The organism is Anabaena subtropica FACHB-260 (genome assembly GCF_014697105.1).
Lineage (GTDB): Bacteria > Cyanobacteriota > Cyanobacteriia > Cyanobacteriales > Nostocaceae > Trichormus > Trichormus subtropicus.
Genome location: NZ_JACJRF010000017.1, coordinates 53,686 through 66,809, shown reverse-complemented (window position 1 = coordinate 66,809; position 13,124 = coordinate 53,686). Strand labels below are relative to the sequence as shown.

Here is a 13,124-nt window from a genome sequence, read left to right as displayed (position 1 = left end):
TTACTAAGACATTGCCCATAAACAGTCACTCTTACTGTAGAGGCTTAAATATTGGTCTGTCGTCATCAGAACCTCGCCATAAATAATTTGTCAATTGCTTACCTAACTCTCGCTCTTGCTTAGGATTAATAGGTATTGGCCAACGAAGGGATTTATAAAGTTCTAAGCGGTACAAATCAAAAGCGGACTCCAACAAGCTACAGTAGACTCCTGCTGCATCAACAGCCCAGTTATAAGCAAATGCCATCCCCAGCAACCCAGCAAGAACAGCCCACCAAGCCCAAACAGCCCATACGATAAACAGCAAACTCCAGAGCCAAAAACGGGCTGCTGTGTTCAAACTTGACCGTGCTTCCTGTAATTCTTTCTTTACCCCATCTGGTAATATTAGCCAGAGGCGAGACCAGCAAATTACAGCATCCAAGCCATACTTATCATAAGGACGGCTTTCAGCCGCTCTAAGAATGTTGCCTAACTTTGTAGGCATGAATCTATTAATTTGAGATGGAAACTGCATAAGTTGTCCATCTAACGTCACATATTCCTCCAATTCCTCATTAGTTATATCTTTTTCATCAGCCAGAGTTTGCCAACGCTTATCTTTTCGTTTAAAATCTTGCTCTTGTTGCTGTATCATCCAGCGTCGAAAAGGTTGCAACCACCGAGACCAATAGCCTTCTAAAAATCTTAAAACAGATAAATCAAACCTTTGAACCACAAAAGCTGAGACAGCAATCACCAGCAAACCAGTTACCGTAACAGCAATTAGCAAAGATTCTGGTTGCTGCTTGAGCCAATCTTCCAAAGGTTTTCGACCAAAACGCCAGACCCAAGCTAATAGTCCCCCCATCCAAAAGACAAAGGCTGGTGTCAGTATGTTTGCAGCCCAGTTTTCTGCAAGTTTTCCACCCAGACTTTCCAAAAATTTGGTTGGCATATTTTTATTACTGATCAGCAGGTATTAGCAGGACACCATGAGTAGGACAGGTTGGTATTGTCGCTCCAACAACCCGACGATACCAAACGTAGTCCCCTTGAGGACATATATACTTTTGAGCAGATAATGCTTCGCCTGAACCTGGAAGTTGCTGAAAACCTTTTGATACCTGTTGCTCACTCAGAAACTCAGCGATCCAGTTGCGAGTATCTGGGTAACTTTTCAGGATTTCTAAAATCTGCTGTTCGACTTGCTGCCCAGCTTTAGCTTGTGCTAGAAGTTCAGCCAATTGCTTGTCTACTTGAACCGCATCATTTCCTAAAAGTTCTGGAAGGAAAGGACGAATCGAACGTCCACCCTCTAGAATGTCTTCAGGTTGAAACGCCACAACTGAAACCTCATTATGTAAGATTAATAGCTATTTTTCTAATTTATACACTGAAACAGGCTACCGCAGTTAATTTTTTAACACTGACGCAGCCCATGCTGCCATTAATCAGGTTTTACCCCTTAGACTAAGCAAACTACATTGCCAATCTAAAGAATGCGACATCCAATTCGTGAAGTCCTTTTACAGCAAACTTTCTAGCTGAAGAAAATAAGCGACTATTAAAATGTGAAATTTTTGGTTTTGCGACTTCAGTTTGTGAAATCCGTAAAAAGTCTCTCGTTACTTTTGTATAATTATATAAATCCGTAAAGTCCTTACTGCGCAGGAGTTTTACGGTTTAAAAATCACGACATTAATTTGTTAAAAAGCGACATCTGATTTGTGAATGTACAGTTGATGTGGTAGGTAAAGAATAATAGTTAATAGATAATATTTTGTACCATTACCAATTACCAACCCCCACAGATATTACAACTGTGCAGACGTAAATCATTTCATAGGCAAATGCCGAATCACTTCAGCGACTGACCAAGCCTGTGCTACTGCTCCTCTCGCTCTGTGAGGAGGGTCGCCATCAAAAATTTCGGAAATGGAACCAAGACAAGCATCGCTAAGAAAGTGATCCAATAAGGGTTGCCAATCAAAAGGCAATGGTTGTTCTGGGTAAAAACGCTGCCAAGCACGGATAAAAGGCCCGATCAGCCAAGTCCAAACAGTACCTTGGTGATAAGCGCGATCGCGTTTTTCCGGGTTGCCTTCATATTTGCCGATATATTCTGGGTCTGCGGGGTCGAGACTACGAAGACCATAAGGAGTCAGCAAGCGATAAGTTGCCAAATCTAATATTTGTTCTCCCTGCTTTTGAGAAAACCCACAATGGTACAAAGACAAGGCAATAACTGCATTAGGACGAACTTGTGCATTACGGCGATCGTCCAAATCGATGGTGTCGTACAAATAACCCAGCTGTGGATTCCAAAACTTTTGCAAAGAAGCTTTTACCTGTTGTGCTTGTTGAGCATAACGCCGCCCCTGTTTTGCCAGACGGACTGAATCACCCATATTCATCTGACTCAAGCGTTCAGCCCATTGACTCAGCCAACATAAAGCAGAATACCACAGAGCGTTAATTTCCACTGCTTTACCCGGACGAGGAGTCACAGGTTTTCCCTCGACCACTGCATCCATCCAGGTCAGAGCAACACTCCGAGCATCCCAGCCAACTAGTCCGTCAGTAGCATCGACCTGAATGTTGTAGCGTGTACCTCCAAAATATGCTTTGTAAATTTGCTGGACAATGGGGAACTGCTCCGCCAAGAATTGCCAGTCTTGGGTAGCTTCCAGGTAAAGCCCTAAAGTTTCAATCCACCATAGGGCTGCATCAATACTGTTGTAGTATGGCTCACTGTCAATATCAGGGAAAGCATTAGGTATCAAACCGTGGCGACAGTAACGCCCAAAGGTTTGTAACAACCCTTTTGCTAATTCAAAACGCTGCGTTACTAATGCCAAACCTGGTAAAGCAATTAAGGTATCACGTCCCCAATCATTGAACCAGTGATAACCAGCAATCACCGTGGGACCAGCAATTGAATCTCGATAGACAATAAATTGATCACCTGCTTTGAGTAGTTGCTGCCAAATTGGGGATGAGGGATAGGAAGTTGGGGAGCAGGGGAGCCACTGCGGTCTTGGGGTCTCTCCAAGTGGAGCAAGTGGCGTAGCAGGGGGAAAAGGGGAAATTTCTCCCCCCTGTCCCCTGCTTCCTGCCCCAAGTCCTAATTTTTCTCCCACTCCCCATCCAAACACCTGAGCCAGCCTTTCTTGCTCTGCTTCCACAGCTTCTGCAAAGGTGTCACTGCTGAGAGAATTTGTTAGTTCCGCAGGAAAACCCATCCGCGCTTCTAAAGTTACTGCATCTCCTGGTTGGAGAGTCACTGTCAAATAACCAGGGCTATGGAGGTCTTCGCGATCGCCTAAGCCGCGTTGTGTCTCCTCTGGTAAACCATAATGCCAATACCACACTGCATTTGCTTGATATTCTCCTTGTGACCACTGTAACTGCCAAGGTGTGCCAAAGCGCCCAGCAATCATAGCTTGCAGGCAAATTTGTTTGTTACCCAGCACTTGGGAAAATTGTAAATCTGGACTATTAGTTTGTTGATGGTGAAAGTCGCGATCGGCAATTAGCAATCGCAGTCTTAATACAGCAGTTTCTCTACCTTCATAACGATATTGAATTAACAGCCGATGGCAAAATTCTGATGTTTGAATATCATTTTCTCTCTCCACTCCCCTTCGACTGCGCTCAGGGCAAGCCCACTCCCTACTCCCTCCACAACCATAGGGCATAACGAGTTGCCTGCTTAATTGCCAGTCATCTTCACCCCAAATCCATTTGGGAACTGGGTTAACATCAAAAGAACGTAGCAGTTTATAACCTGTTGGCCCAATCTCACCCGTACCCCAGATATTCGTTCCCAGTGCCACCGCTTTTCCTGCTACTTCTAAACTAGCTTCTAAGTGTGAAAGCAGCAGGGTACGTCCAGAAGGCGGATTTGTCGAAGCAAATAGCCAACCGTGATAGGTTCTGGTACGGATATCCGAAACAGTACCACTGGCAAAACTTCCTAAGCCATTGGTAAGCAACCATTCTCTTGTATCTAAATCATCCATTAGCTACTCAAAATCGTTATGACTATGATATAGTCGTAACAGATCGTAATCAAACTGTGACAGCGTGGATGGGTGAGTTTTGTCTGACCCAAACTCTAACGCTAGTAAACCGATATAAGTTGAAGGAGAATTAAGTTAATGTCCATCACTTACGGAATAGAAGGAAGCCTCCGCGTTGGTCAACAGGCTCCCGATTTTACAGCAACTGCCGTAGTTGATCAGGAATTCAAGACAATTAAGCTTTCCGACTATCGTGGTAAGTATATTGTCTTGTTCTTCTACCCCCTAGACTTTACCTTTGTTTGCCCCACTGAGATCACAGCATTTAGCGATCGCTACGAAGAATTCAAGAAACTGAACACCGAAATCCTCGGTGTGTCCGTTGATAGCGAGTTCTCCCACCTAGCTTGGATTCAAACTGATCGTAAGTCTGGTGGTGTTGGCGACCTAAATTATCCCCTAGTTTCGGATATTAAGAAAGAGGTTAGCGCCGCTTACAACGTACTAGACCCAGCAGCAGGTATTGCTTTACGTGGTCTGTTCATCATCGACAAAGATGGTGTAATCCAGCACGCTACCATTAACAACCTAGCTTTTGGTCGCAGCGTTGATGAAACCCTGCGGACATTACAAGCAATTCAGTATGTTCAGTCTCACCCAGATGAAGTTTGTCCTGCTGGTTGGCAACCTGGCGAAAAGACCATGACTCCAGACCCAGTGAAGTCCAAAGTTTACTTCGCTGCTGTTTAAGAAGGCAGAAGGCAGAAGGCAGAAGGAAAGAAAACAGCCTAACGAGTTTTTAGCTTTTTCTGTATATGTTCATTTTGCCTTTCTGTAATAAATGATTTTATTTAGAAACCTTCTAACTCTACCTTGCTTGCAAGAGTCAAAGAAGCGAATCACCCTTACCACAGATGGACACAGATAGACACAGATATAAAATCAGTGTTGATTTCAGAGTCCATCTGTGGTTTTGTTTTCTGTTTATATTTATATAATTTAGGAATAAAAATATGCTGACATCAACAGATTTTAGTGGCTTATTTAATGAGCGATTCTTTCGTAATCTTTTGCCGATTCCAGCTAGCAATGAACTAAGACTAGATGTAGGGACACCAGACTTTCAATTACCAGATATTACCAACAGCACAGTAGTTAAACTGTCAAATTACCGAGGCAAACAGCCCGTATTACTAGCCTTCACCCGAATTTTCACTGAAAAGCAATATTGTCCTTTTTGCTTTCCCCATATCAAAGCTTTAAATGAAAACTATGAACAATTTACCAGTCGCGGTATAGAACTTTTATTAGTTACGAGTACTGACGAAAAGCAAAGTCAAATAGTGGTGAAAGATTTAGGATTAAAAATGCCCTTGCTCAGTGATCCTAGTTGCCGAACATTTCGTACCTATCAAGTAGGACAAGCCTTAGGAGCGCCGTTACCAGCCCAGTTTGTTTTAGATAAAGAAGGCAGACTTTGTTACAAGCATTTATTTTCGTTTTTCGATCATAATGCTAGCGTTGAGCAATTGTTAGCAAAATTTGATTAATATTAGTGATTGGTAATTGGAAAAAATATTCCCCATTTCCCATTACCAACCTCAACAATTAATGTAATCGTCAATCAGAAATGATATTACAACTTGACTTGCTGTAAATGACTCCGGGGATTGTAACTACGAATAGCCCGGATTTTTTCATAGTATTCTCGCTCTTGTTGGCTCATATCTTTTGGTGGAACAATAGCAACTTTCACAAATTGATCGCCTCGTCCACCCTTAGCTATGGGCCAACCTTTACCCCGTAAACGAAGAGATTGACCAGAACGCACTCCCGCAGGTAGTTTAACGTTAACTGAACCATCGGGTGTAGGTACATCAATTGAAGCTCCCAGGGCTGCTTCATCTGGGGTAATGGGAACTTCGCAAACCAAGTTATCGCCTTCAATTTGGAAGAACGAGTGCGGCTGCAATTCTACTTTTAAATACAAATCGCCTCGTTGTTGAGTCATCGGGTTAAATTGGCCTTTACCCCTTACCCGTAAGCGAGTACCAGGCTTCGTACCAGCCGGAATTCGGACATCAATAGTTTCGTTACCTAAGCTAAAACGCTTCTGAACGCCAGCAAAAGCTTCGGCAAAACTCAGACTGATAGCAGCTTCTGTATCTTGGCTACCACCTGCTGTTCCTACATCTTGAAATCCAAAGTCATTAAAACCGCCAAAACCGCCCCCTGGTCTACCTGTCGCGGTGCGGTAAGAGTAACTTTGCCGCCCACCACGAGGTGCAGCACCGCCAAAGCGTCCTAATAACTCATTAATGAACTCATCAAAATTACCGTATTGGCTAAAGTCAACGCCGCCCATATCGACACCAGCGCCGCCCCCTGGGAAGCCTTCACCTACTTGTCGCCAATATTGCCCAAACTGATCATATTTTTTGCGTTTATCGGCATCTGAGAGAACTTCGTAAGCTTCGTTAACTTCTTTAAAGCTTGCTTCCGCCTGTTTATTACCTGGATTCACATCGGGATGGTATTTGCGGGCTAATTTGCGAAAGGCTTGTTTAATTTCCTCTGGAGTGGCAGTTTTACTAACTCCCAAAATCGCATAATAGTCTTTGAAGTCGGTTGCAGCCATCTACCAGCCTCCTGTAAAAATTTATTTAAGTATTTTTCTAAGAGTTGAGATTGAGAATTTGCTAGGTATAATGCCGAGCAATAAATATTCTGATTTTAAGTTAACAAATAATAAAGAAAATCAAGTGTGGTTCCTCCTCACTGGGTAAGGGCAATTTCCGTACTTCAGGGCTGAAAATTTGGGGGAAGAGAGACTTTCATGGGTAATTAGGTGGTCTAATCCTTCTTCTAGAGTTGGGGGTGCGTCCCGGAGTTGGCGGTGCATTCTTAAGATTACGTCTTCGGGGACTTGGCGCAGGCGTTTTTTGTTGCGTGCTAGACACAACCAGACAGGTGTTTTGATCCAAACCCCTGTAATGTGGGTAAAACCTAAGTCACGGGCTAGGGTAATTAGTTCACGACGGTGGCGGCGTTGGGCGTTGGTAGCGTCAAACAGAACTAATTTCTGGGTAACAACAACTTGCTGTAATTGTCGCTCTATCTCTTGCCAAATCAGCAGCCATGACCCTTGGATTGCCTCTGAGCCAAATAGTTGCCCCCTGATGGCATCTGTGGAAACCAGCTGCATCTGGGGGCATTCTGCTACTAATTTTTTTGCCAAAGTTGACTTACCGCTACCAGGAAGACCAATTAGCAATATTAGTTTCGTCATTAGTCCAAGGTCAATAGTCCAGAGTCAATAGTCCAGAGTTCAGATTCTTAACTAATGACTAATGACTAAATAATTGTTCCATCGGTGATGACAGCATTTTTGAGGACGACAACAATGCCACTACGGATGTAAAAACCTTGACTTTCGCGGTCGGCTTCTTGCACGTTGTCTTTATTGATAATTTTGACATCGTGACCGATACGGGCATTTTTATCGATGATGGCACGGCGAATGATTGTATCTGGGCCGATGCCTACTGGGATGTCTCCTTTATCTATGCTGCACTGACGTTCTACGGAAGCTTGATAGAAGTCAGCACCCATGAGCAGAGATTCTTCGATAACGCAGCCGGTTTCAATCCGCGATCGCACTCCCAATACTGAGTGCTGAATACGACAATTTTTGAGAATGCAACCTTCACCAATGATGGATTCTGTGACGTGGCAATCTAAGAGTTTTGTGGGTGGTAAGTAACGAGCGCGGGTATAAATGGGTGCTTCTTCATCGTAGAAGCTAAAGGGTGGCATGGGCTGCTGAGTCAAAGCTAAATTGGCGTTATAAAAAGCTTCGATTGTCCCAATATCTTCCCAGTAGTCGTCAAATAAGTAAGCTTGAACGTTATGGTCTTTGGCCGCATCAGGAATAATTTCTTTGCCGAAATCTGTACGTTCAACAGACTCCTTCAACAGTTTGAACAAAACATCTTTTTTAAATACGTAAATCCCCATCGAGGCGATGTAAGGCTGTGATGCCGCCTGTTCTGGAGTTAAACCTAAAACAGTGGTATCGACTCGCATTTGGGCTAAGGCTTCGCCTTTGGGTTTTTCGCTGAAATCAATCACTCGTCCAGAGTTATCGATTTTCATTAAACCAAAATCCGAGGCGCGGCGATCGTCGATGGGAATTACTGAAAGCGTAATATCCGCATTAGTTTCTCGATGGCGCTGGATAAACTGGCGATAATCCATCCGGTAGAGATGATCTCCCGATAGGATCAAAAATTCATCTACGTCCCACTCTTGTAACATCCAGATATACTGACGCACCGCATCGGCTGTACCTTGGAACCAGTTGGGGTTTTCTGGTGTTTGCTGGGCGGCCAGCACTTCCACAAATCCTTCACTGAAACCACTAAAGTTGTAGGTACGAGCAATGTGACGATTGAGAGACGCTGAGTTAAATTGTGTTAATACGTAGATTTTAAAAATTTCCGAATTGATGCAGTTACTGACAGGGATATCTATTAAGCGGTACTTCCCTGCCACTGGTACTGCCGGTTTAGCACGGAGTTTGGTTAGTGGGTAAAGGCGAGTACCCGCACCACCACCAAGAATAATTGCTAAGACTTTTTTCACAAGATTTCTCCCAACTGCCTTTCGACTCCCACCTACAGTTTAGGACTGTCTGTGGCAGCTGGTAAGGGGGGATCAAAGATTATCTTGCACGAATTTTAAAAAACCTTACCGATGACGTATTGCGGTGCCATTGATGAGAAAACAATTCCCACTGTATTAATTTGCACTAATAATTGGAAATATTAGATATCTTAATAATTTTGATTTTCTTAATCTCTTCTTAATTTCTTAAAAATCAGTGTTTGTAGCTAGTAATTTTGGCGATGGCGTAACTACCCAGCGTAGATCGTTCTAAGAACTAAAGTTGTGACTACAGACCTCTGTCTAACCTATCAAACTTGCCGCATTAATCAGCCCAAACCCCCATTTAGGATCAAATGTACCTGGAGATTTACCTGGGATAGAACTACTTTGGCGGAGTAAGTCTTTAATTGCATTTGGGTCTAGGTTGGGGTCGCGTTGTAAGAGTAGGGCGATTAAGCCGGTAATAAATGGTGCTGCCATACTTGTACCAGACATGGCTATAAACTGGGAATTAATCATCATTGAACGATGACCTACGGTCGGTTGCAGACCATCGCCATTAGTATGACTAGAAAGTGCAGCAACGATCATCGCCCCTGGTGCAGCTACATCTGGCTTTTGGGCATTGTTTCGCAGAGGCCCTTCACTACTAAAATCGGAAATGGTATTTAAATCTAGTCCCATTTCTCGAATTTGACTATCTATATCCTGATATTTGGCTTTGGTTGTGTATGCAGCAACTGTTACCGCACTATTAGCACAGCCTGGAGAACCAATTTTTACTGCATCCTTGATGCTTTTACCTGTAAAAAATACTGATGAGTTATCATCCAGCGCCCACACATCCAATTTGGTATCAGATGTGGAGATGTTACGTACCCGCAATTGCCACACACCACCTTGTACTGGCGATCGCCCTTGACCACGAATCTGCACAAAGAAATTATAATCACCATTGGCTGGGTCAGTCCCTGGGGTGACAAGTTCTACTTGAGAATCAGGCAAATTGTAAGTTTGGGTAGGATTACCGTCGGTAATGATTTTTTGGTAGGGACTAACAAAACCGTTGGGACTCCGTACCGATACTTCCAATTGACCACTGCTGACATACCAAGCGTTTAACCAGACTATGCCAATTTGATTGAGAGGAACATGAAAACGCATTCCCCGGCTACGTCCACTGGGAATGTTGGCTTGACCGTGAATATTGTAGTTGCCTTCATTACCCGCAGCACAGCAAACAATTCTACCTCTCCCCGATTCAGCATCGATAATTTGTGATAGAGAATCACTACCATCATGGGCATCAGCATGATTACCCAAGCTAATATTGACTACGGCTGGTCTTCCCAACTCCCTTGCTACGCGAAAAATATAGCGGATACCATCAGCAATGTGAGCATCTTGTAAATCAGATTTGATAATAATTAATTCTGCCTCAGACGCTACGCCGCTATAAGTAGCATCCGCACCAGCCGCAATTCCCGCAACATGAGTTCCGTGTCCTTCGGTATCTTGAGAGATGCTTAACTGTGTGTCTGTAAACTCAGCACCGTAGCTTCCCTCATTTACGCCTAGCCCTGGTAAAGTTTGATCCCAAATACGTAAAATACGTCCAGCAAAAGCATGATGTTTGGCATCAATTCCTGTATCAATAATGCCGATGATGACATTTTTACCAGTTAATCCAGTTTTGGTTTGAAAATCCGGCAATTGCACAACCTGAGGTGCAACATCCATCCGCAGTTTGAGTCGGCGTGATGGCTTAATCTGGTGGATGGCGGTTTCTTCTGATAAAATTGCTAGGTTTTCTAGGGGTAAAAAAGCCGTCCTGACACTGCCAGAATTTTGATTAACTTCAACACCGTACTGTGAAAGATGGCTTAAGTCAGCGTCAGCATTGCAGTAAATAAAAACAATACTTTTGATCGGTTTAATAATACTTTTAGGTGGTAATATACCTAGCGATCGCCTGTGATTTATTAAATTTGTCTCGCCTTCATTTTGCCAGTCTTGATAAGCCAACAATAACCCAGGAGAAAGTTTTTCGTGTCGCATTTTGACCCAATTTCACAGCAGTAGTTTAGTTTATTAGCGGTATTTTTGATGCAACTCTGGTGTTAGTTGAGCTTTTATTTTGAATGTTTATTACTTTTAGGAATAACATCAAATGAATTAAAAAACCAGGAAATAAACTACTGATGAATGATAAGTAAAATTAAATTTTCTATCATAAGTGAGAATCGCAAATAGGCAATTATTTGTCACGATCGCACCTGAAGGCATAAAGGGAAACTAATGGAAATTCAAACACCAGATTGGGTGAAACACGCAGTATTTTACCAAATCTTTCCAGACCGCTTTGCTAGAAGCAAACAGCCTCATAAGCGTTTATTGCAAGATGCGCGTTGGGAAGATTGGGATGCAATGCCCACACTACAAGGTTACAAAGGTGGTGATTTGTGGGGCATTACTGAGCAGTTAGACTACATTCAAGATTTAGGCATCAATGCTATCTACTTTACACCCATATTTCAATCTGCCAGTAATCATCGCTATCATACCCACGACTATTATCAAGTAGACCCGATGTTGGGGGGTAATACAGCTTTCAAAGAACTACTAGACGCAGCCCATCAACGAAATATTAAAGTTGTCCTCGATGGCGTATTCAACCATTCCAGCCGGGGATTTTTCTTTTTCCATGACGTTTTAGAAAATGGCCCCCATTCCCCTTGGGTGAATTGGTTCAAAATTGAAGGCTGGCCCCTCGCACCATATACAGGTGAATTGCCGGCAAACTATGTAGGTTGGGCTGATAATCGTGCTTTGCCTGTATTTAACCATGACAACCCAGAAGTGCGGGAATATATCATGGAAATTGCCGAATATTGGATTAAATTCGGTATCGACGGCTGGCGGTTAGATGTACCATTTGAAATTAAAACTCCTGGTTTTTGGCAAGAATTCCGTGATCGCGTCAAAGCCATCAACCCCGAAGCTTATATTGTGGGTGAAGTGTGGGGAGATTCCCGTGAGTGGCTGGATGGTAGCCAATTTGACGGCGTGATGAACTATTTATTTGCCGGGCCGACAATTGCCTTTGCCGCAGGCGATCGCGTAGTCTTAGAACAAGTCCAAAGCCGCGATTATCAACCATATCCACCCCTCTTTGCTACCGAGTACGCCGCCAAAATTCAGGAACTACTGCAATTTTACCCCTGGGAAATTCAGCTAACCCAACTCAACTTACTAGCAAGTCACGATACAGCCAGACTCTTGACCATTGCTGGCGGTGATCAAGCCAGTGTAGAATTAGCAACCCTATTGTTGCTGACATTTCCTGGTGCGCCCAGTATCTACTACGGCGATGAGGTTGGTTTACCAGGCGCAATAGATCCCGATTCTCGTCGGGGTTTTCCCCTGGAAGCCAACTGGGATCAAGAAATTTACCAGACGCACCGTCAACTAATAGCTTTGCGCCATACTTACCCAGCCTTACGCACAGGTGACTATCAAGTTCTCTTGGCGCAAGGGGCATTGTATATTTTTGCCCGCACTTTAGGCAAAGAAGAATTGATTATCGCCGTCAATGTAGGTACAGCCACAGCCCAAGCTGATGTAGATATTGCCAATTTGCAGACTCAACCAAACAAAATATTGTATGGCAAAGCAGAATTTAACTGGCATAGCGAAGGCAAAACAAAACAACTTTCGTTAAATCTCCCCCCACGTAGTGGCTGCATTCTTGGTTTAGGCAACTAAGGACAGGAACTGGGGACTGGGGACTGGGGCAAAAAATCAGTCATACCCCAACCCCAGAAGAATTACGGGCGTTGCCGAACAGGGGGATGAATTTAGGCAGGCAGGGGAAGCAGGGGAAGCAGGGGAAGCAGGGGAAGAAATTTTATAACTTGCTAAATCATCCCTCGATTCATCAACGCCGAATTACGAATTTTACCCTTATTTCCCCGCAACCATTGCCGGCATCAACACAGTGTCAATAACGTGTATCACACCGTTATCAGCAAGGATGTCTGTTTGTAGAACTGTGGCATCATTCACCTTAAATTTACCATCGATAAATTCAATCGCTAAAACAGATCCTTCGACAGTTTCTGCTTCTTCAATTTGCACCAAATCATCAGAACGGACATCACCAAAAGCTACGTGATATGTCACAATCTTTTTCAACTTGGGGATGTCTTTTAGCAATGTTTCTAAAGTTCCCTTTGGTAACTTTGCAAAAGCCTCATCAGTGGGTGCAAACAAAGTGAAAATACCAGGACTCTTGAGAGTATCTAAGATTTGTGCAGCTTCAGCCGCCTGCACCAATTTATTGAATTTTCCAGTTTTAACAGCAGTTTCCACAATGTCAGCCATGATATTTGGTTAATTTATTAACTTCACAGTTACTACCAACTTATAAATAGACAAAAGCAATCAACCTCT

11 protein-coding genes are annotated in these 13,124 nt (G+C 43.4%); 3 read left to right on the top strand and 8 right to left on the bottom strand.

All coding sequences use genetic code 11. From position 1 onward, the window contains the following. Nucleotides 1-31: 31 nt before the first annotated feature. The 3 genes from H6G18_RS12145 to H6G18_RS12135 all read right to left on the bottom strand — a co-directional run bounded on the left by H6G18_RS12145 (nucleotide 32) and on the right by H6G18_RS12135 (nucleotide 4,004). On the bottom strand, nucleotides 32-937 hold the full coding sequence (locus H6G18_RS12145; protein WP_190407357.1) for a hypothetical protein: 906 nt from the start codon (nucleotides 935-937) through the stop codon (nucleotides 32-34). Nucleotides 938-944: 7 nt separating this feature from the next. After that, nucleotides 945-1,325, bottom strand: coding sequence for a hypothetical protein (locus H6G18_RS12140; RefSeq protein ID WP_190407356.1), 381 nt, complete (start codon nucleotides 1,323-1,325; stop codon nucleotides 945-947). Nucleotides 1,326-1,817: 492 nt separating this feature from the next. Continuing rightward, the gene (locus H6G18_RS12135) at nucleotides 1,818-4,004 is read right to left on the bottom strand and encodes an amylo-alpha-1,6-glucosidase (protein WP_190407355.1); all 2,187 of its coding nucleotides are present in this window, start codon (nucleotides 4,002-4,004) and stop codon (nucleotides 1,818-1,820) included. Between the two features lie 138 nt (nucleotides 4,005-4,142). On the opposite strand from H6G18_RS12135, the gene H6G18_RS12130 reads away from it, so the two are divergent. Both H6G18_RS12130 and H6G18_RS12125 read left to right on the top strand, forming a co-directional pair. Then, nucleotides 4,143-4,754, top strand: a complete 612-nt coding sequence (locus tag H6G18_RS12130) for a peroxiredoxin (RefSeq protein WP_190407354.1) — start codon at nucleotides 4,143-4,145, stop codon at nucleotides 4,752-4,754. A gap of 263 nt (nucleotides 4,755-5,017) precedes the next feature. Continuing rightward, the gene (locus tag H6G18_RS12125) at nucleotides 5,018-5,554 is read left to right on the top strand and encodes a peroxiredoxin family protein (RefSeq protein ID WP_190407353.1); all 537 of its coding nucleotides are present in this window, start codon (nucleotides 5,018-5,020) and stop codon (nucleotides 5,552-5,554) included. 86 nt (nucleotides 5,555-5,640) lie between these two features. Here H6G18_RS12125 and H6G18_RS12120 read toward each other — a convergent pair whose 3' ends face one another. The 4 genes from H6G18_RS12120 to H6G18_RS12105 all read right to left on the bottom strand — a co-directional run bounded on the left by H6G18_RS12120 (nucleotide 5,641) and on the right by H6G18_RS12105 (nucleotide 10,730). Further along, a complete protein-coding gene (locus tag H6G18_RS12120) occupies nucleotides 5,641-6,642 on the bottom strand; it encodes a DnaJ C-terminal domain-containing protein (RefSeq protein ID WP_190407352.1) in 1,002 nt (333 codons plus the stop codon). Nucleotides 6,643-6,762: 120 nt separating this feature from the next. Further along, a complete protein-coding gene (locus H6G18_RS12115; protein ID WP_190407351.1) occupies nucleotides 6,763-7,293 on the bottom strand; it encodes an AAA family ATPase in 531 nt (176 codons plus the stop codon). 65 nt (nucleotides 7,294-7,358) lie between these two features. Next, nucleotides 7,359-8,648 (bottom strand): glucose-1-phosphate adenylyltransferase, encoded by a 1,290-nt coding sequence (locus tag H6G18_RS12110; protein ID WP_190407350.1) that lies wholly within the window; start codon nucleotides 8,646-8,648, stop codon nucleotides 7,359-7,361. Between the two features lie 324 nt (nucleotides 8,649-8,972). Then, nucleotides 8,973-10,730 (bottom strand): S8 family peptidase, encoded by a 1,758-nt coding sequence (locus H6G18_RS12105; protein WP_190407349.1) that lies wholly within the window; start codon nucleotides 10,728-10,730, stop codon nucleotides 8,973-8,975. Nucleotides 10,731-10,970: 240 nt separating this feature from the next. On the opposite strand from H6G18_RS12105, the gene H6G18_RS12100 reads away from it, so the two are divergent. Continuing rightward, nucleotides 10,971-12,437 (top strand): glycoside hydrolase family 13 protein, encoded by a 1,467-nt coding sequence (locus tag H6G18_RS12100; RefSeq protein WP_190407348.1) that lies wholly within the window; start codon nucleotides 10,971-10,973, stop codon nucleotides 12,435-12,437. Nucleotides 12,438-12,635: 198 nt separating this feature from the next. Here H6G18_RS12100 and H6G18_RS12095 read toward each other — a convergent pair whose 3' ends face one another. Further along, nucleotides 12,636-13,055 carry a fasciclin domain-containing protein gene (locus tag H6G18_RS12095; RefSeq protein WP_190407347.1) on the bottom strand — a complete coding sequence of 140 codons (420 nt, stop codon included), beginning with the start codon at nucleotides 13,053-13,055 and terminating at the stop codon, nucleotides 12,636-12,638. Between the last annotated feature and the right edge of the window lie 69 nt (nucleotides 13,056-13,124).